The following is an 18,698-nucleotide window of genomic DNA, read 5'->3' on the forward strand; positions in this document are numbered from 1 at the left end:
TAGTTTATATTAAAAGTTTAGGAGTTGTGTATTTATGAGGAAGATATTTAAATTAGGAATAATAATAGTATTTCTTTTTGTGTTAATTGGTTGTGAAAATGGGAGTTTAGATGTGGGAGAAATCTCTATATCCAAAACTCCAAATATAGGATTAAATGCAGATACTGCTGGAATTAATGATTTTGGATTTAATAATTTTGCTTATGAGGGTCTAGTTAAGGCGGGGGATGAATTTAATGTAAAATATGCTACTTTAGAAAGCAAAGAAATATCTGAATATGAAAAAAATATAAGAAATTTAGCTAAAAAAAGTTCTTTGATTTTTGGAGTTGGTTTTAGAATGAAAGATAGTATGGAAAATGTAGCTAAAAATAATAGTAATAAAAATTTTGTTTTAATAGACAATACGTCAAATTTAGCTAATATAAAATCTATAATGTTTAAAAATGAAGAAGGGGCTTTTTTAATGGGGATTATAGCCGCTAATATGACTAAGACAAATAAAATAGGTTTCATAGGAGGGGTAGAAGCTCCAATAATTGAGGAAATAGGAGCAGGATTTGCCTATGGTATTCAGGTTGTTAATAAAGATGCTGCAAAAGATTTGATAAATCAAAAAAATATTAGATACACTATGGATTTTAATGATGAAGAAAAAGGATATATGGTCGCAAAGGAATTATATAATAATGGTGTAGATATAATATTTCATGCTGCTGGAAAAAGTGGTCTTGGTGTTTTTAAAGCTGCAAAGGAAGAGGGTAAATATGCTATAGGAATAGATGAGGATCAGGGTGAAAAGCTTAAAGAATATTCAAAGTGTATATTATCTTCTATGATTAAGAAAACAGATTTAGCAGTTTATAATTCAATTGAAGAATTTACAAAGGGAACATTTAAGGCGGGAAAAGATAACATCTTAAGGCTTGGTTTAAAGGAAGGTGCAATAGATATAGCAAGTAGTACAAAAAATATTGTTCCTTCAGAAGTTTTAGATATAGTAAAATATTATAAAGGTTTAATAATAAATGGAGAGTTAACGATACCTAAAACTAGCAATGAGATAATGGGGAGTTAATAATTTTATTAAAGTTGTTTGATATTGAAAAAAAATGTTATTTATAAGATAATTAAAAATGAAACTTAATATTTGTATGTTTTATGATAGATATTTAAACGAAGATATATGTTTAAATAAGGATAGGTGTTTAAAAATGGAAATGAATTTTAATTTAAATTTAACACAAGAACAAAAACTTATAATGACACAACAAATGCAACTATCAATTAAATTATTACAAATGTCGACTAATGATTTAAGGGAATATATAGAAAAAGAGTTTTTAGAAAATCCAGTTTTAGAAGTTCAATATGAAAGTTTAGAAAATAAAACAAAAGAACAAGATAGATTAGAATATAAAGAACTTATAAAATATTTTGAATCAGATAATTATGGTTCTCAAAGCTATAGTGATTACAGTGAAGATAGTGTTTCTCCATTTACGTTTATAAGTAATCCAAAATCATTAAAGGAACATTTGTTAGAACAAATTATAGATATACCAATTGATGATTATCTAAGAAGTATTTGCAGTTATATGATTGAATCTTTAGATAATAGAGGATATTTAGATGTAAGTACTGAAGAAATAGAAGAGGAATTAGGATGTGGAAAAGAAAATGTAAAAAGAGCTTTAATACTTCTTCATAATTTAGAGCCAGCAGGCATTGGGGCAAGAGATATAAAGGAATGTCTAATACTTCAATTAAAAAGGCTTGGAAAAGATAACGAAATGTTAGAAAAAATTATAAATAATCATTTAGAAGACTTGGCAGATAATAAATATCAACTTATCGGTAAAGCCTTAAAAATAACAGCAAAAGAAGCACAAAGCTTTGGTGATTTAATAAAAACATTGGAACCAAAACCGTCAAGAGGTTTTTATACTGGAGAAAATATGAAATTTATAATTCCTGATGCTGAAATAAAAAAAATAGGAAATGAATTTTTTATTGTGATGAATGATAAAGTTTTGCCTAAGTTATCGATAAATTCTATGTATAATGAAATACTTAGAGATAATGATGATAAGGATGCGGTAAAATATATAGAAGAAAAAATAGATAAAGCATTATTTTTAGTTAAAAGTATAGATCATAGAAAAACAACATTGCATAAAGTTTTAGAGAAAATTGTTAAAAAGCAACGAGGTTATTTTGAAAAAGGTGAAAGTGCATTAATTCCTATGACATTAAAAGAGGTTGCAGAAGAGATAGATATGCATGAATCAACTGTATCAAGGGCAATTAGGGAAAAATATATATTAACATCTTTTGGTACAATAAAAATTAAAGATTTATTTACAAATGGAATACAAACAAGTGGTAAAAATAGTAACAAAATAGAGGATATTTCAGTTGTGAATATTAAAAAAATCATAGAGAAGATGGTAAATGAAGAGGATAAGGTAAAACCATTATCAGATCAGATAATTTGTGAAAAATTAAATAAAAATGGTATGAATATATCTAGAAGGACAGTGGCAAAATACAGAGAAGAGATAGGTATAAAATCCTCTAGTAAAAGAAAAAGATTTTAAATGGATGATAGGTATAATTACGCCAATTAAATAAAAATTTTCTGAAAAATTTAAAAAAATACTTTTAAAATGTACACTTTTGTTTTATAATAATTGTTGTGGGACATTTAAGTTTTAAGTGGGACGCTAAATGACCAAAGGAGTTGTTTGGTTTGCAAGATACATTAAAGTTGCAAAAAGTAATAGTTCCAGAAATGGTGGAACTCTTAGAAAAAAGATATAATATTCTAAGAACAATCCATTACAACGAACCAATAGGTAGACGAGTATTAGCAAGTAATTTGGGTTTAGGAGAAAGAATAGTTAGAACAGAAATTAACTTTCTTAAAACTCAAAATTTGATTCAAATTACTACGCCTGGTATGTATGTAACCAAAGAAGGAGAAAACATATTAGAAATGCTTAAGGAGTTTATTCATGAGATAAAAGGATTATCTTATGTAGAATCAAGTTTAAAAGAACTTTTAAACTTAAAGGATGTAATAATTGTTCCTGGAAGTTTAGATGAAGAAATTGATGTTTATAAAGAACTTGGAAAAGCAGCAGCAAATTATATAAAATCTATATTGAAAGATGATTATGTTCTTGCTCTTACAGGTGGTAGTACAATAAGAGAAGTGGTAGATCATTTTCCTAAAATTCAGAATTTACATGATATTTTGATTGTTCCAGCTAGAGGTGGAATGGGGAAAAATGTAGAAACACAAGCTAATACTTTAGCAGGAGAGTTGGCTAAAAAAGTGAATGGAAGTTATAAAATGCTTCATATTCCGGCTAATGCTGTAGCAGAAGTAGTTGAAACCTTGAGTAAACAAAAAGATGTCAAAGAAATTATAAATTATATAAACAATGCAGATATACTTTTATATGGTATAGGAGATGCAGAAAAAATGGCATTTAAAAGAGGAGTTTCAGATGAGTTAATAAATGATTTATTAGACTTAGGAGCTATTGGGGAGGCATTAGGATTTTATTTTGACAAAAATGCAAAAGTGGTATCAGTTATGCCTAATTTAGGTATTGATATAAATAAAATAAAAAATGTAAAAAATCAAGTTGCTGTAGCTGGAGGCAGATATAAAGCAGAAGCAATAATGTCTGCTGTATCAAATAATGAAAATGTTGTTTTAGTATTAGATGAAGGTGCAGCTAAAGAAATTATTAAAAAATTTCAACAAAATAATTAAATCGTTTAAAATATTTAAAAATATTTTATATATATCTATTTATATTTAGGAGGAATTCACAATGGTAAAAGTTGCTATTAACGGATTTGGACGTATTGGACGTCTTGCATTTAGACAAATGTTTGGAGCAGAAGGGTATGAAATAGTTGCTATAAACGACTTAACTAGCCCAAAAATGTTAGCTCATTTATTAAAATATGATTCAGCTCAAGGAAGATACGCTTTATGTGATAAAGTTGTAGCTGGAGAAGATTCTATTACAGTTGATGGAAAAGAAATCAGAATCTATGCTGAAGCTGATGCTTCTAAATTACCATGGGGAGAAATCGGAGTAGACGTAGTTTTAGAATGTACAGGATTCTATGTATCAAAAGCTAAATCACAAGCTCATATAGATGCTGGTGCTAAAAAAGTTGTTATATCAGCTCCTGCTGGAAACGACCTTCCAACAGTTGTATTCAACGTAAACCAAAATGTATTAACAGCTGAAGATAAAATAATATCTGCTGCATCTTGTACTACAAACTGCTTAGCTCCAATGGCTAAAGCTTTAAATGATTTTGCAACAATTCAATCAGGTATAATGTCAACAATTCATGCTTATACTGGAGATCAAATGGTTTTAGATGGACCACATAGAAAAGGTGACTTCAGAAGAGCTAGAGCTGCTGCTGTTAACATAGTACCAAACTCAACTGGTGCTGCTAAAGCTATAGGATTAGTTATTCCAGAATTAAACGGAAAATTAATAGGATCTGCACAAAGAGTTCCAGTTCCAACTGGATCAACTACAATCTTAACAGCTGTAGTTAAAGGTGAAAACATAACTAAAGAAGCTATAAACGCTGCTATGAAAGCTGCTTCAAATGAATCATTCGGTTACACTGAAGAACAATTAGTTTCTTCTGATATCGTAGGAATCACTTATGGTTCATTATTCGATGCAACTCAAACAATGGTATCTGAAATCGGAGAAGGATTATACCAAGTTCAAGTTGTTGCATGGTATGATAACGAAAATTCATACACTAGCCAAATGGTTAGAACAATTAAATACTTTGCTGAATTAGCTTAATTTTAGTATTTTAATAAATAAGGATATAAGATTTTTATAGGTCTTATATGATCCTATGATGGGTCCGGTCTTTAAGGCGTACACTTTAGGACCGGACCATTTTAAATATAAATAAAATTTAGAGGTGAATTTCATGAGTTACAATAAAAAAACTATTGAAGATATCCAAGTAAACGGAAAAAAAGTTTTAGTAAGATGCGACTTTAACGTACCATTAAAAGACGGAGTTATAACAGATGAAAATAGATTAAAAGGGGCTCTTCCTACTATAAAATATTTAATAGAAAACGGAGCAAAAGTTATCCTTTGTTCACACTTAGGAAAAGATGCTTCAAAATCTTTAGCACCAGTTGCTGTAAGATTAAGCGAAATGTTAGGAAAAACTGTAGTTTTTGCTGCTGACCAAGAAGTTGTTGGAGAAAATGCTAGAAAAGCAGTTGCTGACATGAAAGACGGAGATGTTGTTTTATTAGAAAACACAAGATGCAGAAAAGAAGAAACTAAAAATGGTGAAGAATTATCAAAAGAATTAGCTAGCCTTTGTGATATTTATGTAAATGATGCATTTGGTACAGCTCATAGAGCTCACTCTTCAACTGAAGGTGTAACTAAATTCGTTGATACTGCAGTATGCGGATATTTAATTCAAAAAGAATTAAAATTTTTAGGAGAAGCAGTTAACAATCCAGTAAGACCATTTGTTGCTATATTAGGTGGAGCTAAGGTTTCAGATAAAATAGCAGTTATAGAAAACTTATTAGATAAGGTTAACACTTTAATAATAGGTGGAGGAATGGCTTACACATTCTTAAAAGCTCAAGGATATAGCGTTGGAAATTCTTTAGTTGAAGAAGATAGATTAGACTACGCTAAAAAAATGATAGCTGATGCTGAAGCTAAAGGAGTTAGATTCTTATTACCAGTAGATCACAGAGTTGCTGCTGAATTTAAAGATGTTGCTCCTGTTATTACTGAAGATCAAAATATCCAAGATGGATTTATGGGATTAGATATAGGACCTAAAACAGAAGCTATTTATGCAGAAGCTATAAAAGATGCTAAAACAGTTATATGGAATGGACCTATGGGAGTATTCGAATTTGAAAACTTCAACAAAGGAACAATAGCTGTTGCTAAGGCTATGGCAGATGCAGATGCTACAACAGTAATTGGTGGAGGAGATTCAGCTGCTGCTGTTAATACATTAGGATTTGGTGATAAAATGACACACATTTCAACTGGTGGTGGAGCTTCACTTGAATTCTTAGAAGGAAAAACTTTACCAGGAATAGCTGCTTTAAACGATAAATAATTTAAAATATAGATAATATAAGATTGATAGATTGAAGAAATTATAAAGTAGATATTATCTTAAAAGATAATATCTACGCCTTTTTAAAATATTAAAAAATTATGAGGTGAAAGATATGAGAACTCCAATAATCGCTGGAAACTGGAAAATGAATAAAACTCCTGCAGAAGCAGTAGAAATGATAAATGAATTAAAACCATTAGTTAAAGATGCTAAGTGTGATGTTGTTATATGCCCAACATTTGTATGCTTAAGTGCTGCTTTAGAAGCTGCAAAAGGTTCAAATGTTAAAATAGCTGCACAAAATATGCATTTTGAAAATAGTGGAGCCTTCACTGGGGAAGTTTCACCAGTAATGCTTGAAGCTATGGGAATAGAGTATGTTATTTTAGGACATAGTGAAAGAAGAGAATATTTCAATGAAACAGATGAAGCTTTAAATAAAAAAGTTAAGGCTGCATTTGCACATAACATAACTCCAATACTTTGCTGTGGAGAAACTTTAGAACAAAGAGAAAATGGAACAACTAATCAAGTTGTTGGAGCTCAAATAAAAGCTGACTTAGAAGGATTATCAAAGGAATTAGTTGAAAAAGTTGTTATAGCTTACGAACCAATTTGGGCTATAGGAACTGGTAAAACTGCTACAGATGAACAAGCTAATGAAACAATAATGGCTATAAGAGGCGTTGTTGCTGAAATGTTTGGAAAAGAAGTTGCTGATAAAGTAAGAATACAATACGGTGGATCAGTTAAACCAAACACTATAAAGAATCAAATGGCTATGTCTGATATTGATGGTGCTTTAGTTGGTGGAGCTAGCTTAAAAGCTTCAGACTTCTCACAAATAGTTAATTTCTAATAAAATATAACTAAGGGCTATATCAAAAAGATAAATTTATGACTTATAAAAATAAGTTAAAAAGTCTATTTTGATATAGCTTTTTTAATTTTTATATAGTAATTGTTTTAATAATTAAGTATGGATAGTTTTTGTAAAATGTTTAATAATATTTATCAGTTGTTTGAATTTTTAAAATATAGTATAATAAATTTGTTAAACAAGCATATAAAAAGAATAAAAAATGTTTTTATATTTTAATATTTATAGATAGAAAATTTATTTTAATTTCGATAATTAAATAGAAAAGCTTGGAGGATTAAAATGACTAAAAAACCAGTATTATTAATGATATTAGATGGATTTGGAATAGCTCCAAAAGAAGACGGAAATGCTGTGGAAATGGCTAAAAAACCAAATTATGATAAATATTTTGCTAAATACCCACATACTAAATTAGAAGCTTCAGGTTTAGAAGTTGGACTACCAGAAGGTCAAATGGGAAATTCAGAAGTTGGGCATTTAAATATAGGTTCAGGAAGAATAGTATATCAAGAATTAACTAGAATAACTAAAGAAATAAAAGAAGGTAATTTCTTTAAAAATGAATCATTATGTAAGGCAGTTAAAAATGTAGAGGAAAATGATACTGCATTACATTTAATGGGACTTTTATCAAATGGAGGAGTTCATTCACATATAGATCACTTAAAAGGACTTTTAGATTTAGCTAAACAAAAAGGGTTAACTAGAGTTTATGTTCATTGTTTTATGGATGGAAGAGATGTTGCTCCAGGTTCAGGTGTAGATTTCGTTAAGGAATTAGAAAGCTATATGAAGGAAATTGGAGTAGGTGAAATAGCTACTATAAGTGGTAGATATTATGCAATGGACAGAGATAACAGATGGGAAAGAGTTCAATTAGCATATAATGCTATGGTTTTAGGAGAAGGACAAAAAGCATCTTCAGCCGTAGAATGTATGGAAAATTCATATCATGATAATAAATCAGATGAATTTGTTTTACCATGTGTTATAGAAAAAAATGGAGAGCCAGTAGCTAGAATTAAGAGTGGAGATTCTGTTATATTCTTCAACTTTAGACCAGATAGAGCTAGAGAAATGACAAGAGCTATAACTGAAAAAGAGTTTGATGGATTTGAAAGACAAAATCTTAATTTAGTATTTGTAACAATGACTCAATATGATAAAACATTACAAAATGTTGATGTTGCATATAGAGCTGAAAAGTTAACTAATACTTTAGGGGAATATGTGTCTAAAAATGGATTAAATCAATTAAGAATAGCAGAAACTGAAAAGTATGCACATGTAACTTTCTTCTTTAATGGAGGAGTTGAAACTCCAAATGCTAATGAAGATAGAGCATTAATTGCATCTCCAAAGGTTGCAACTTATGATTTAAAACCAGAAATGAGTGCAAATGAAGTTACTGAAGAATTAATAAGTAGATTAGATCAAGATAAATATGATATAATTATATTAAACTTTGCAAACCCTGATATGGTGGGACATACAGGAGTTATGGAAGCTGCTGTTAAAGCAATAGAGACAGTAGATACTTGTCTTGGAAAAGTAGTTGAAAAAGTTCTTGAAAAAGATGGAACAGTATTTGTAACTGCAGACCATGGTAATGCTGAAGTTATGATAGATTATTCAACAGGAAATCCTATGACAGCTCATACAACTGATGAAGTTCCTTTCCTTTGGATTTCAAAAGATTCAGAAGGAAAAGAGTTAAAATCTAAAGGAAAATTAGCTGACATAGCACCAACAATGCTTACAGTTATGGGACTTGAAGTACCTTCTGAAATGACAGGTGAAAATTTAATAAAATAGTTTTAAATAAAAAAACACTTAGGAAAAAATCCTATGTGTTTTTTTTATGAAATTTTATTGTATTTTATATAGATGTTCTTTTTTATAAAAATGATAGGCAAGAAATAAAAATATAATTCCTAAAATAGTAATTATTAAAATATTTGGGAAAATAGCAAAAACTATAGGTAAGATAACACTTCCTAAGATATTAAATATTATATGACAAAGCATATTTCCTAGAATGCTTCCTGTATAAAGGTAAATTAAGCATAAAACAATGCCTAAAAAGAATGCATAAATTCCTTGAAGTGGATTTCCGTGTAGAAGACCAAATAATATTGCTTGAATTATAATTGCAGGTACAAGAGGAATGTTTTTTCTTAAAATAGAGAATATAGCACCTCTAAATATAATTTCTTCAAAAATAGGTCCAATTAAAAGCACAACTAGCATTTCAATATACGAATTTTTAGCTGCATTCATAGCATTTTCTACAGTTTGATAGCTTGGAAAAAAGTTTTGACCTAAAATTACAAAGAGCATTGAAAATAAACTAAGCCCTATTGTTAAACAAATTATCACAGGTAGTTTTTTACTATTTATTTCTTTGAAATTGCATCTTTTAATTAAATTTTTAGGAATAAATATAAAAATTATAAATAATATAAAAACTGTGAGTCCTTCACCAATCAATGTTCCTATATAAGCAGTATTAATTAAAACTTCGTTTAGATATGAAATATTAGAAATTTTCTCAACTGTAATAAAAAAATATAAAATAATAAAATTAGCTATGTATAATAAGGAATAAAGAAGTAGTGGAATTCCTATAACAGCACCTAAAACATTTAAAGTTTTTTTGAAAATGGTCATAAAAACCTCCTTTGAATATAGTAAATTAAAGGTTATGATTTAATAATAGTATTAAACAATTAAAAGATAAATATTAAAAAAATTAAAAATAATAAAATTATTTAATGCTAAAAGGTTTAATAATTAATAATTCCAAAAGTCATGTAAATTATAGGATTTAGTTGTATAATTAGATAGTAAAATAAATCCGTAAAAATATAGCAAAAAATCAAATTTATTAATGGGGGAATTTTATATGAATCTTATAGATATGCACTGTGATACAATAAGTCTTATACACACAAATAGTAAAGGTCATTCATTTCAAAAAGATGGAACAACTAACAGTAGTTATGAAAATGTGATAGAAGAAAAAATGAATTTAAAAAAGAATGATTTACATGTGGATTTAGAAAAATTAAGATTAGCCAATGCTAAGGCTCAATTTTTTGCTTTATTTGTTGAATATGATTATTTGAAAAAGATAAAAGAAACACCGTATAATTACTTTAATTTAATGTATGAAACTTTAATGAAAAACTTAGATGAAAATAAAGATAGTATTGCAATTGCAAGAAATTATGATGAAATGGAAAAAAATTTTAACGAAAATAAAATATCTGCATTTTTAACAATTGAAGAGGGTGGTGCAATAGAAGGAAAATTAGAAAGAATAGAAGAGGTTTACAATAAAGGGGTTAGGCTTATAACAATAACTTGGAATCATGAAAATGAATTGGGATATCCTAATGCAGTTGCTAAGTTTATGAATAAAGGGCTTAAGAAAAAAGGAATTGAAACAATTGAAAGAATGAATGAACTTGGAATGTTAGTTGATGTATCTCATTTATCAGATGGTGGATTTTGGGATGTGGTGAAACATTCTAAGAAACCATTTGTAGCATCTCATTCAAATGCAAGAGCATTAGCTAGTCATCCAAGAAATTTAACAGATGATATGATAAAAGCAATTGCAAATGCTGGCGGAACAATAGGTATAAATTATTTTGGAAGATTTTTAAGCAATAGAGATGATAATATAAGTTATGTATCAGATATAGTAAATCATATAAAGTATATAAGAAACATAGGTGGAGATGATGTTTTATCTCTAGGTGGAGATTTTGATGGAGTAGATAGTACTTTAGAGATGGCGAATGTAGGAGAAATGAATAAACTTTTACATGCATTAAAAAAAGATAAATTTAGTGATGATTTTATAGAAAAGCTTTGGGAAAAAAATGTTACAAGAGTTATTAAAGATGTTCTAAGATAGTTTTATTATTTAAAATATTTTAATACTATATAAAGATAGTATAGAATGATATCTTTTTTAATTCGTTATATTTAGCAAGGATATATTAAAGGAGAAAATATCCTTGCTATTTTTAGTACTAATTATTGATAAGTTTTAAATATTCCTCAAAAGTTAAGTTGTTTTTCATTATATATTTTGCAACATCAACTCCAACATATCTAAAATGCCAAGGTTCATAAGTATAACCTGTAATGTCTTCTTTATCCTTTAAGAATCTTAATATAAACCCATAGTTTGCACAATTTTCTTTAAGCCATTTTCCTTCTTCTGTATCACCAAAAGATTGATAAAGTCCTCCTCCTTGAGATACAGATGATATATCAATAGCTAATCCTGTTTGATGTTCACTTTGTCCAGGTTTAGCAGAAAATTGACTTGTCCAAGCTTCTCCTTTGTTTTTTATATTATTATTATATATAGAAGATTGTAAATCGTAAGAGCGATACCCACTTACAAGCATTAAATCAAAGCCTTTTTCTTTTGCATCTTTAAACAAGTTTTCAACTGAATCAACAATATCATATCTAACAGAAGAGTTTGTTTTATAAGGAATATTAGGAGTTTTTGTATCGGGTATATAATCTTTGTCTAAATTATTGTTTTTATTAACAAGAATTGAGAATTTAGAATTTATAATTGGAATATCTGATTCATTTGAGTTATTGTAAGTAATATTGTTATCTGATAAAGAAAATGAATTAGTATCAGATTGATTATTATTGCTTTGAAGTAAGTTAGCTTTAGTGGATATATAAGCAGTACCACACCCTAAAAGAGAAGGTGTACAAATACATAAAAATACTATACTTAATGATTTTTTTAAATTAATCACTGAAATCACATCCATAAAATTATTTATATATATTTTAACACAAAAAGTAAAAAAAACAAATATATTGAAATTTTAAAATAATTTTTAAATAATAATGAAAATTATAATAATATTTAGGAAATAAGGAACAATATAAAAGTATATAAATAATTATATTGAGGAGGATTTTACATGAAACAATATGTTGAAATAGTAGATATAGTAGCAAGGCAAATATTAGATTCTAGAGCTTTTCCAACAGTGGAAGTTGAGGTTGTTTTAGAAGACGGAACAGTAGGGCGTGCAGCAGTTCCATCAGGTGCATCTACTGGAATATATGAGGCTGTGGAACTTAGAGATAATGATAAAAATAAATTTATGGGAAAGGGTGTTGAAATAGCAGTTAATAATGTCAATGAAACTATTGCAGAAGCTGTGATAGGAATGAATGTTTTTGATCAAGTGGCGATAGATAAAGAATTAATTAAATTAGATGGAACACAAAATAAAGAAAAATTAGGTGCTAATGCAATTTTAGGTGTTTCATTAGCTGTTGCTAAAGCTGCAACAAATTATTTAGGAATTCCACTATATCAATATATAGGTGGAGTAAATGCTAAGGTTTTACCAGTGCCTATGATGAACATAATAAATGGAGGAAGCCATGCAGATAATTCTGTGGATCTTCAAGAATTTATGATTATGCCAGCTGGATTTGACTGTTTTAACAAGGCTATTCAAGCTTGTGCTGAAGTTTATCATGCGTTAAAGAAAACATTAAATGAAAAAGGATATTCAACAGGCGTTGGTGATGAAGGTGGCTTTGCACCTAATTTAAAATCAAATGCAGAGGCGATAGAAGTTATTTTAGAAGCGATACAAAAAGCTGGATACACAGCAGGTAAAGATATATTTATAGCAATAGATGCAGCCTCTTCTGAATACTATAAAGATGGTAAATATGTTTTAGAGCATGAAGGCAAGACATTAACAGCAGAAGAAATGGTTGATTTTTTAGAGGATTGGGTTAATAAGTATCCTATAATATCAATAGAAGACGGTATGGCAGAAGAAGATTGGGAAGGATGGAAGCTATTAACTGAGAGGTTAGGTGAAAAAGTTCAGTTAGTAGGAGATGATCTTTTTGTAACTAATACAGAAAGACTAAGTTATGGTATTAAAAGAGGAGTTGCAAACTCTATTTTAATAAAACTAAATCAAATAGGAACATTAACAGAAACTTTAAATGCTATAGAGATGGCAAATAGAGCAGGATATACTGCAGTTGTATCTCATAGATCAGGAGAAACTGAAGATACAACAATAGCTGATTTAGTAGTTGCAACAAATTCAGGTCAAATAAAAACTGGAGCACCAGCAAGATCAGAGAGAGTTTCAAAATATAATCAACTTATAAGAATAGATGAAGAACTTGAGGATGTATCAGAATATAGAGGAATTAAAGCATTTTTTAATATAAAACAATGTTGCGACAATCAAAATTGTGAATGTAAGGAAAATAAATAATTTAATAAATTTACCAATTAAATTTAAGTATTATTGTAAATAACTTCTCACTATGCTATTATATAATTTGTTAAATATGTGTATAGGAGGAGTTTCTATGAGAGATATTTTAATAGTTATTGAAGCTATATTAGCTGTTATTATAATGATATCTATACTTGTTCAACCAAGTAAATCTGACGCATTAAGTGGATTTGTTCCTGGAAATGGTGATACATTTTTTGCTAAAAATAAAGGTAGAACAAAAGAAGCTAGACTAGTAAAACTTACAATAGTTACATCAATATTATTTGCAATATGCACAATATTATTAAATTTAAATATATTTTCATAATATGAAAACACCACTTAGGGTTTAAATGATTTTTAACCTTAGGTGGTTTTTTATTTGAATATACAATAGAGTTTTAAATAATAAAAACCTAGGTTAAAAATTTAAACTACTACATATTATAATAATATATAATATAATGAAGTAATTATTTGAACATTATTTGTTATTGTGTTAGGATAAGGTAAGAATTTTAGAAATTAATAATTAAAATATATGTTGGAGGCAATATGGGACTTAAGGAAGTTATACTAAATTTTATGAAAGAAGAAGCTTATAAACCAATGGAAATTCCCGAAATAGCTAAAATATTTAATATAAATAAGAATGAATATAAGTCTTTTAAAAAAGCCATAAAAACTATGGAAAAAGAAGGCTTACTTGCAAGAGATGAAAGCGATAAGTTAGGTTTAGCACAAAGGATGGGAGTCATTACAGGGAAAATAGAAATTCATGACAGAGGATTTGGATTTTTAATTCCTGATATTGAAGGAATTAAAGATTTATTTATAGCAAAAACTAATTTAATGGGTGCTATGAATGGTGATAGAGTAGTTGCTAAGATAATAAAAGAAGGCAGAAATGGAAAAAGAACTGAAGGTATCATAATTAATATAGTTGAAAGAGTAAATAAAAATATTGTAGGGATTTATGAAGATAATAAAAGTTTTGGATTTGTGCTTCCGGAAGATAAAAGAATTCAAAATGATATATTTATATCTAAAAAAGATAGAAATGGGGCTAAAAAAGGTCAAATAGTTATGGTAGAAATAACAAGGTGGCCAGATGGAAAGAGAAAAAATCCTGAGGGAAAGGTTGTTGAAATTTTAGGAAGGCCAGGAGATAAAGGGATTGATATAGATATTATAATAAGGAAGTATAATCTGCCTGAGGATTTTCCACCAAGTGTTTTAAATAGTGCTTTAGATATAGAAGATTTTATAACTGAAGATGAAATAAAAGGAAGGTTAGATCTTAGAAATACAAAAATGGTAACAATAGATGGAGAAGATGCTAAGGATTTAGATGATGCTGTATCTATTGAAAGATTGGAAAATGGAAATTTTAAGCTTGGAGTTCATATAGCAGATGTAACTCATTACGTTAAAGAGAGAAGTGTTATAGATAAGGAAGCTTTTAAAAGAGCAACATCTGTATATCTTATAGATAGGGTTATTCCTATGCTTCCTAAAAAGTTATCAAATGGAATATGTTCATTAAATCCTAAAGTTGATAGATTAACTTTAAGTTGTATTATGGAGGTAAATAGACAAGGCAAGGTTGTTAATCATACAATAGCTCAATCTGTTATAAAAACTAATGAGAGAATGACTTATACTGATGTAACCAAGATTTTGAGAGATAATGATGTAGAATTAATTAAAAGATATAAAGATTTAGTTGATGATTTTAAGGCTATGGAAGAACTTTGTAAAATCCTAAGAAAGAAGAGGTTAGATAGGGGAGCTATTGATTTTGATTTTGAAGAATGTAAAATAATTTTAGATGAAAAGGGAAAGCCAATAGATATAAAACCTTATGAAAGAGCTATTGCAAATAGAATGATAGAGGAATTTATGCTTTTAGCAAATGAAACAGTTGCAGAGCATATGGAAAAACTTAAAGTTCCATTTGTATATAGGATTCATGAAAATCCTGATGCAGAAAAGCTTGAAAAGTTTAAAGCTTTTATTTACAATCTAGGATATAATGATATAACATGGGGAGAAGAAGTAAATCCTAAAGCACTTCAAAGGGTGTTGGATAAATTTAAGGGTGAAAATGAAGAAACAATAATTAGTACACTTTTACTTAGAAGTATGATGCAAGCTAGATATTCACCAGAATGTGCAGGGCACTTTGGATTAGCAGCAGATTATTATTGCCATTTTACATCGCCAATTAGGAGATATCCAGATCTTCAAATTCATAGAATAATAAAAGAGTATTTAAATAAAGAGTTAACTGAGAATAGAAGCAAAAAGTTGGTTTCAATAGTAGATAGTGCAGCTAAACAATCATCAGAAATGGAGAGAGTTGCACAAGAGGCAGAACGTGAAGTTGATGACCTAAAAAAGGCTGAGTATATGAAGGATAGAATAGGTGAAATATTTGAAGGAATGATATCATCTGTGACAGGTTTTGGTGCATTTGTGGAGCTTCCAAACACTATAGAAGGTTTAGTTCATATAACAAGCTTTAGAGATGATTATTATATTTATGATGAAGATAGATTAATTTTGATTGGAGAAAGAAATAAGAAAATATATAGATTAGGCGATAAACTTAAAGTTTTGTGTTCAAAGGTAGATATTTTAAGTAGAGAGGTCTATTTTGAAATAGTTGAAGATAAATATATTTTAGAAGAAAAAGAAAGAGCTAAAAAAATACAAGAAGAAAAGCTTGAGAATATAAAAAGAGAATTAAATAGTGAAAGCTTAAAAGAAGATAATATATAAAATTATTTGATAAAAAATTTGTCTTAAAATAAAACAATAAATTAATTTTAGATTTTGGCTTTGTTTAAAATATTTTTAATTTTATTAATATAATAAGGTTAAATATTATATTTAAAACATAGCCAAATTTTAAATAATAGATAAATTAATATTTAATTTAATTTTAATAAAATATTTTAATTTTTTATGTATAATATGCTAGAATGTAATTGATAATAGTTCTTAATATTTTACATTTACATAAGAAATATGATAAAATTAAATAATATAGCTTAAATTATTATATTGTAATTTGTTTAAGAGGTGTAAGATAATGGCTAGAGCTAATAATAATAAAACATTAGTTGAAAATAGAAAAGCAAGACATGATTATTTTGTAGAAGAAGCAATGGAAGCAGGAATTGCTTTAGTAGGAACGGAAGTAAAATCAATAAGAAAAGGAAGAGCAAATATTAAGGAGGCATATGCACAAGTTGTTAACGGTGAAATTATAATATATGGTATGCATATAAGTCCTTATGAGGAAGGTAATATATTTAATGTCGATCCATTAAGACCTAAAAAATTATTACTTCATAAAGCAGAAATAAGAAGAATTGAAGGCATGTTAAATCAGCAAGGATTAACATTAATTCCATTATCAATGTATTTAAAAAATGGTAGAGTAAAGATAAATCTTGGTATTTGCAAGGGTAAGAAAAATTATGATAAGAGAGATGCAATGCTTGAAAAAGCCCATAAAAGAGATATAGAAAGACAGATGAAGGAAAAAAATAGGTATTAATCACAAAATAAAATTTATAAAGGGGGCTAAATAAATGAATCATATATCTAAAAGAGAAAAGTTTGATATATTTATATTAAAGCAAATAAGATCTAAATTAAGTAATCCTATATTAGATAAGATTATGGTCATGTTCACCATGTTAGGTGAATTTGGTGCTGTTTGGTCTCTTTTAGGGATAGCTTTAGTAATTGAAAGTAAATATAGAATAATTGGACTTATGGTTATAGCAGCTCTTATATTTACTACAATAATGGGAGAAGGAGTAATTAAAAATTTGGTTAAGCGTTCAAGACCTTGCAAAGATATGACTCAACAAGATCTTGTAGTTAGAAAACCAAATACTTATTCTTTCCCATCAGGACATACAGCATCATCTTTTGCAGTAGCTAATGTATTGCTTACTTGTTTTGCTGGAGTTGGTATAGCATTTTTAATAATAGCTAGTTTAATTGCATTTTCTAGAATGTATTTATATGTTCATTACCCAACAGATATTATTGCTGGAATAGCACTTGGATTATTATGTAGTCAAGCTACTATATATATGTTTCAAACATTTATGGTAAGAATATAATAAATTCTTCTACTCTAGAAAGGAGAAAAATGGAAATATTAAAAGAAACAATAAGAAATAAAGGAACTATAACAGAAGATAATATACTTCATGTAGATTCATTTATAAATTATCAAATGGATGTAAAACTTTTTAATGAAATAGGAAAAGAATTTAAAGAAAGATTTAAAAATGAAAAGATAGACAAAATTCTTACAGTAGAATCAGCAGGTATCGGAATAAGTGCGATAACATCACAATATTTTGATTGTGTTCCTGTGGTCTTTGGAAAAAAGATGGATAGAGTGTCAAGAGATGCTTTAGGCATTTATAAATCAGAAGTATATTCTTTTACTAAAAATACATTATATAATGTAGTTGTTAAAGATAATCTTATAAAAAAAGGTGAAAAAATACTAATAATAGATGATTTTTTAGCAAATGCATCGGGTGCATTTGCTCTTATGGATATAGTAAAGCAAGCAGGAGCTGAAGTTGTTGGCGTTGGAATAGTTATAGAAAAAGCATTTCAAAAAGGAAGAGAAAACTTAGAAAATAAAGGAATAAGAGTCGAATCTTTAGTATCTATAGAAAAAATAGAAAATGGAAAAGTTTATTTTGCTAAATAAAATTTATTTAGCAATTTTTTCTTTGGATTTAGAATAAATAATTAATCAAAAAAACTAATTTTATTGTATTATATTTTAAAATGGAAAATTTGAAATTAAAATCAAAATTTACAATATTAATTATAATTTTAATTTATAATGAAATGTTGACTAAAATCTTAATACAGTATATAATTATAGTGTCAAATCAATATTGTTATCGCACTACATGGGGACGTTTTGGCTTCGACGGGGGTAATGATGGGTTTGGTAAGCGAGTGGAGGTAAGCATGTTCCCTCCTAAATCAAATATGCATTAAATATAAACGCAGATAATAATAATTTTGCATTAGCAGCTTAATATAAGCTACTCATCCGCCCAGGTTGCCTACGGCTTGGATTACGGGTGTCAAATGAGTGGGACACGAATCTTAGCAAAGCTTTGAGCTAAGGGGGTATTTATGAAGCTAGCAAATTATGTGCCCGTCTATAGGCGGCATAATGAGCGAATGTAATATGTAGACTACACTCGTAGAAAGTCAGACTGGTCTACTTTCGGACAGGGGTTCGATTTTTGAAAGATGGTCGCCTTATG

At 28.3% G+C, this 18,698-nt stretch carries 16 protein-coding genes and 1 other RNA gene; 15 read left to right on the top strand and 2 right to left on the bottom strand.

Annotation, left to right across the window (positions count from 1 at the left end):
* Window positions 1-34: 34 nt before the first annotated feature.
* From HH195_RS02765 to gpmI, 7 genes are all read left to right on the top strand, one after another.
* A complete protein-coding gene (locus HH195_RS02765) occupies window positions 35-1,078 on the top strand; it encodes a BMP family lipoprotein (RefSeq protein WP_196371483.1) in 1,044 nt (347 codons plus the stop codon).
* Between the two features lie 142 nt (window positions 1,079-1,220).
* Complete coding sequence (rpoN, locus tag HH195_RS02770; protein ID WP_196371881.1) at window positions 1,221-2,600, top strand: RNA polymerase factor sigma-54; 1,380 nt, start codon at window positions 1,221-1,223, stop codon at window positions 2,598-2,600.
* Window positions 2,601-2,752: 152 nt separating this feature from the next.
* Window positions 2,753-3,787 carry a sugar-binding transcriptional regulator gene (locus HH195_RS02775; RefSeq protein WP_055258473.1) on the top strand — a complete coding sequence of 345 codons (1,035 nt, stop codon included), beginning with the start codon at window positions 2,753-2,755 and terminating at the stop codon, window positions 3,785-3,787.
* A 61-nt stretch (window positions 3,788-3,848) separates the two neighbouring features.
* The gene (gene gap / locus HH195_RS02780) at window positions 3,849-4,862 is read left to right on the top strand and encodes a type I glyceraldehyde-3-phosphate dehydrogenase (protein WP_055258475.1); all 1,014 of its coding nucleotides are present in this window, start codon (window positions 3,849-3,851) and stop codon (window positions 4,860-4,862) included.
* Window positions 4,863-4,995: 133 nt separating this feature from the next.
* The gene (locus HH195_RS02785; protein WP_055258477.1) at window positions 4,996-6,174 is read left to right on the top strand and encodes a phosphoglycerate kinase; all 1,179 of its coding nucleotides are present in this window, start codon (window positions 4,996-4,998) and stop codon (window positions 6,172-6,174) included.
* 115 nt (window positions 6,175-6,289) lie between these two features.
* Entirely contained in the window at window positions 6,290-7,036 is a 747-nt protein-coding gene (gene tpiA, locus HH195_RS02790; protein WP_055258479.1) for a triose-phosphate isomerase, read from the top strand.
* 303 nt (window positions 7,037-7,339) lie between these two features.
* The gene (gene gpmI / locus HH195_RS02795; RefSeq protein ID WP_196371484.1) at window positions 7,340-8,875 is read left to right on the top strand and encodes a 2,3-bisphosphoglycerate-independent phosphoglycerate mutase; all 1,536 of its coding nucleotides are present in this window, start codon (window positions 7,340-7,342) and stop codon (window positions 8,873-8,875) included.
* A 54-nt stretch (window positions 8,876-8,929) separates the two neighbouring features.
* Here gpmI and HH195_RS02800 read toward each other — a convergent pair whose 3' ends face one another.
* Window positions 8,930-9,730 (bottom strand): CPBP family intramembrane glutamic endopeptidase, encoded by an 801-nt coding sequence (locus tag HH195_RS02800; RefSeq protein ID WP_196371485.1) that lies wholly within the window; start codon window positions 9,728-9,730, stop codon window positions 8,930-8,932.
* A gap of 235 nt (window positions 9,731-9,965) precedes the next feature.
* Between HH195_RS02800 and HH195_RS02805 the strand changes: the two genes are divergently transcribed.
* A complete protein-coding gene (locus HH195_RS02805) occupies window positions 9,966-10,985 on the top strand; it encodes a dipeptidase (protein ID WP_196371486.1) in 1,020 nt (339 codons plus the stop codon).
* Between the two features lie 118 nt (window positions 10,986-11,103).
* On the opposite strand, the gene HH195_RS02810 is transcribed toward HH195_RS02805, so the two are convergent.
* Window positions 11,104-11,859, bottom strand: a complete 756-nt coding sequence (locus tag HH195_RS02810) for a M15 family metallopeptidase (protein WP_055258487.1) — start codon at window positions 11,857-11,859, stop codon at window positions 11,104-11,106.
* A gap of 171 nt (window positions 11,860-12,030) precedes the next feature.
* Here HH195_RS02810 and eno point away from each other — a divergent pair, with 171 nt between their 5' ends.
* The 7 genes from eno (at window position 12,031) to ssrA (ending at window position 18,678) form a co-directional block, all read left to right on the top strand.
* A complete protein-coding gene (eno, locus tag HH195_RS02815) occupies window positions 12,031-13,365 on the top strand; it encodes a phosphopyruvate hydratase (protein ID WP_196371487.1) in 1,335 nt (444 codons plus the stop codon).
* Between the two features lie 97 nt (window positions 13,366-13,462).
* A complete protein-coding gene (gene secG, locus HH195_RS02820) occupies window positions 13,463-13,699 on the top strand; it encodes a preprotein translocase subunit SecG (RefSeq protein ID WP_055258491.1) in 237 nt (78 codons plus the stop codon).
* A gap of 227 nt (window positions 13,700-13,926) precedes the next feature.
* Window positions 13,927-16,155 carry a ribonuclease R gene (gene rnr / locus HH195_RS02825; protein ID WP_196371488.1) on the top strand — a complete coding sequence of 743 codons (2,229 nt, stop codon included), beginning with the start codon at window positions 13,927-13,929 and terminating at the stop codon, window positions 16,153-16,155.
* A gap of 313 nt (window positions 16,156-16,468) precedes the next feature.
* The gene (smpB, locus tag HH195_RS02830; RefSeq protein ID WP_055258495.1) at window positions 16,469-16,939 is read left to right on the top strand and encodes an SsrA-binding protein SmpB; all 471 of its coding nucleotides are present in this window, start codon (window positions 16,469-16,471) and stop codon (window positions 16,937-16,939) included.
* Window positions 16,940-16,973: 34 nt separating this feature from the next.
* Window positions 16,974-17,516, top strand: a complete 543-nt coding sequence (locus HH195_RS02835) for a phosphatase PAP2 family protein (protein WP_196371489.1) — start codon at window positions 16,974-16,976, stop codon at window positions 17,514-17,516.
* A 29-nt stretch (window positions 17,517-17,545) separates the two neighbouring features.
* A complete protein-coding gene (locus HH195_RS02840) occupies window positions 17,546-18,124 on the top strand; it encodes a xanthine phosphoribosyltransferase (RefSeq protein WP_055258499.1) in 579 nt (192 codons plus the stop codon).
* Window positions 18,125-18,342: 218 nt separating this feature from the next.
* Window positions 18,343-18,678, top strand: a transfer-messenger RNA (tmRNA) gene (gene ssrA / locus HH195_RS02845).
* Window positions 18,679-18,698: the final 20 nt, after the last annotated feature.

Origin of the sequence: Candidatus Sarcina troglodytae, assembly GCF_015708635.1 — a bacterium.
Classification (GTDB): Bacteria; Bacillota; Clostridia; order Clostridiales; family Clostridiaceae; genus Sarcina; species Sarcina ventriculi.

Bases quoted from the DNA above. Each gene is read 5' to 3' on its own strand.
- HH195_RS02765 (WP_196371483.1), top strand. From the start codon at position 35: ATGAGGAAGATATTTAAATTAGGAATAATAATAGTATTTCTTTTTGTG.
- rpoN (WP_196371881.1), top strand. From the start codon at position 1,221: ATGAATTTTAATTTAAATTTAACACAAGAACAAAAACTTATAATGACA.
- gap (WP_055258475.1), top strand. From the start codon at position 3,849: ATGGTAAAAGTTGCTATTAACGGATTTGGACGTATTGGACGTCTTGCA.
- HH195_RS02785 (WP_055258477.1), top strand. From the start codon at position 4,996: ATGAGTTACAATAAAAAAACTATTGAAGATATCCAAGTAAACGGAAAA.
- tpiA (WP_055258479.1), top strand. From the start codon at position 6,290: ATGAGAACTCCAATAATCGCTGGAAACTGGAAAATGAATAAAACTCCT.
- gpmI (WP_196371484.1), top strand. From the start codon at position 7,340: ATGACTAAAAAACCAGTATTATTAATGATATTAGATGGATTTGGAATA.
- HH195_RS02800 (WP_196371485.1), bottom strand. From the start codon at position 9,730: ATGACCATTTTCAAAAAAACTTTAAATGTTTTAGGTGCTGTTATAGGA.
- HH195_RS02805 (WP_196371486.1), top strand. From the start codon at position 9,966: ATGAATCTTATAGATATGCACTGTGATACAATAAGTCTTATACACACA.
- eno (WP_196371487.1), top strand. From the start codon at position 12,031: ATGAAACAATATGTTGAAATAGTAGATATAGTAGCAAGGCAAATATTA.
- secG (WP_055258491.1), top strand. From the start codon at position 13,463: ATGAGAGATATTTTAATAGTTATTGAAGCTATATTAGCTGTTATTATA.
- rnr (WP_196371488.1), top strand. From the start codon at position 13,927: ATGGGACTTAAGGAAGTTATACTAAATTTTATGAAAGAAGAAGCTTAT.
- smpB (WP_055258495.1), top strand. From the start codon at position 16,469: ATGGCTAGAGCTAATAATAATAAAACATTAGTTGAAAATAGAAAAGCA.
- HH195_RS02835 (WP_196371489.1), top strand. From the start codon at position 16,974: ATGAATCATATATCTAAAAGAGAAAAGTTTGATATATTTATATTAAAG.
- HH195_RS02840 (WP_055258499.1), top strand. From the start codon at position 17,546: ATGGAAATATTAAAAGAAACAATAAGAAATAAAGGAACTATAACAGAA.